The organism is Bradyrhizobium sp. (genome assembly GCF_049581145.1).
Taxonomy (GTDB): Bacteria; Pseudomonadota; Alphaproteobacteria; order Rhizobiales; family Xanthobacteraceae; genus Bradyrhizobium.
Genome location: NZ_JBAURI010000116.1, coordinates 1 through 2,037, shown reverse-complemented (window position 1 = coordinate 2,037; position 2,037 = coordinate 1). Strand labels below are relative to the sequence as shown.

2 protein-coding genes are annotated in these 2,037 nt (G+C 63.6%); both read left to right on the top strand.

The window, feature by feature from the left end; all coding sequences use genetic code 11:
• Positions 1-191 precede the first annotated feature (191 nt).
• Positions 192-1,514: an MFS transporter gene (locus tag WCB02_RS03800; RefSeq protein WP_423956505.1), complete on the top strand. Its 1,323-nt coding sequence runs from the start codon at positions 192-194 to the stop codon at positions 1,512-1,514.
• Positions 1,515-1,615: 101 nt separating this feature from the next.
• Positions 1,616-2,037 (top strand): biotin/lipoyl-binding protein (locus WCB02_RS03795; RefSeq protein ID WP_423956504.1); only part of this gene is annotated, 422 nt, incomplete at its 3' end.

Below are 2,037 nucleotides of genomic sequence, written 5' to 3'. Positions count from 1 at the left end.
CTGCATCGCGACGCCTGATATGATTCGAACTTCGACATCGCTGAACTGGAGGTGCGACCACCCTTGCGCGCCGCGCATCGCGCTCCGCTCTTGGCGAATGCGCCTTTGCTCCGAATCTATTTGACTCGGGCATGGTCGATGCTGAAAACCCCCGACAACAGCAATATTAATTAGTTCTGGGGAGCAAATACATGAGCCAGTCCGCCGCTGGCGCCGCTTCGGGCGCGAGAGCCGACATCGAAGCCTCGACCATCCGGGCCATCTCACGGCGGCTGATTCCGTTCCTGGTGCTGGCCTATTTCTTTTCCTATCTCGATCGCGTCAATCTTGGCTTCGCCGCGCTGACCATGAACGCGGAGTTGAAGTTCACGCCGCTGATCTTCGCCTGGGGCGCCGGCATCTTCTTCATCGGTTATTTTCTGTTCGAGGTGCCGAGCAACCTCGCGCTGGAAAGGTTCGGCGCCAGCCGCTGGATCGCGCGCATCATGGTGACCTGGGGTCTCATCTCGGGCCTGATGGCGCTGGTCGGCGGCGAGCGCAGTTTTTACGTCCTGCGCTTCCTGCTCGGCGTTGCCGAGGCCGGGTTCTTTCCCGGCATCATCCTCTATCTCACCTACTGGTATCCGGCGGAATATCGCGCCCGCTTCCTGGCGGCGTTCGCGATCGCGGTGCCGGTTTCGACCGTGATCGGCGCGCCGGTCTCCGGCCTCCTGCTCGGACTTGACGGCTTCATCGGGCTGAAGGGCTGGCAATGGCTGTTCGTCATCGAGGGCATCCCCTCGGTACTGCTCGGCGTTGTCTCCTGGTTCTATCTGACCGACCGGCCGGAACATGCGGACTGGCTGACATCGGAGCAGAAGGCGTGGCTCTCGTCACAGCTCGAGGCCGAGATCGCCGCCAAGCAGGCCGCGAAACACCTGACGCTGGGCGAAGCCCTGGCGTCGCCCAAGGTGATTGCGCTGAGCCTGATCTATTTCGGCTTCGTCGCAGCGCTTTATGGCATGCAGTTCTGGCTGCCGCAGATCGTCAAGGCCTTCGGCCTCACCAATGCGCAGACCGGCTTCGTCACCGCGATCCCCTATCTGTTCGGCACCATCGCCATGATCCTGTGGGCGCGGCATTCCGACGCGACGCGCGAGCGGGTGATGCATGTCGGCGGTCCACTGCTGCTGACCGCGGTCGCGCTCGGCGCGTCCTGCCAGGTCAGCGACCCCACCATGACCATGGTGGTGCTGACGATCGCCGCGATCGGCGTGTTCTGCACCTTCGCGGTGTTCTGGACGCTGCCGACCGCGTGGCTGTCGGGCACGGCGGCGGCCGGCGCCATCGCGCTGATCAATTCGATCGGCAACCTGGCGGGCTTCGGCGGACCGTATCTGATCGGTTGGGTCAAGCAGACCACCGGAAACACCTCGACCGGCCTCCTGGTGCTGGCGGTGCTGCCGTTGATCGCCGGCCTTTTGGTCCTGCTCGGTGGTCATGAGACCAAGGCGGAGTTTGCCGGCGTGAAATAACGGATGAATTAACTTTCACGAAATCCTGATCAGTGACGATTATTGACATTCGTCACTAGACATTCGACACTCACTCGCAGGTTCAGCGATGGGAGTGTCCGATGTTGGCCAAGGCAGTTTTATCGAGCTATTCCAGGCTTTTAGCGGGCGCCTCGCTGGCTTTTCTGGCGATCGCGCTCGCCGGCTGCAACGAACGGGTCGCGGAAAAGCCAGCCCCCGCGCGGCCGGTGCTGGTCGCAACCGCCCATTACGCCCTGGCAACGCCGGAGCGCAGCTTTGTCGGTACCATCCGTCCGCGGATCGAGGCCGATATGGGCTTCCGGGTCCCGGGAAAGGTCGCCAAGCGCCTGGTCGAAGTCGGCCAGACCGTGGATGTCGGCCAGCCCCTGGCGACGCTCGATGAGATCGACCTCAAGCTGCAGGCCGAGCAGGCGGTCGCCGAATTCCATGCCGCGACTGGCGTGCTGGCGCAGGCCGCCGCCGCCGAGACCCGCGCCAAGGAGCTCCGCGCCAAGGGCTGGGC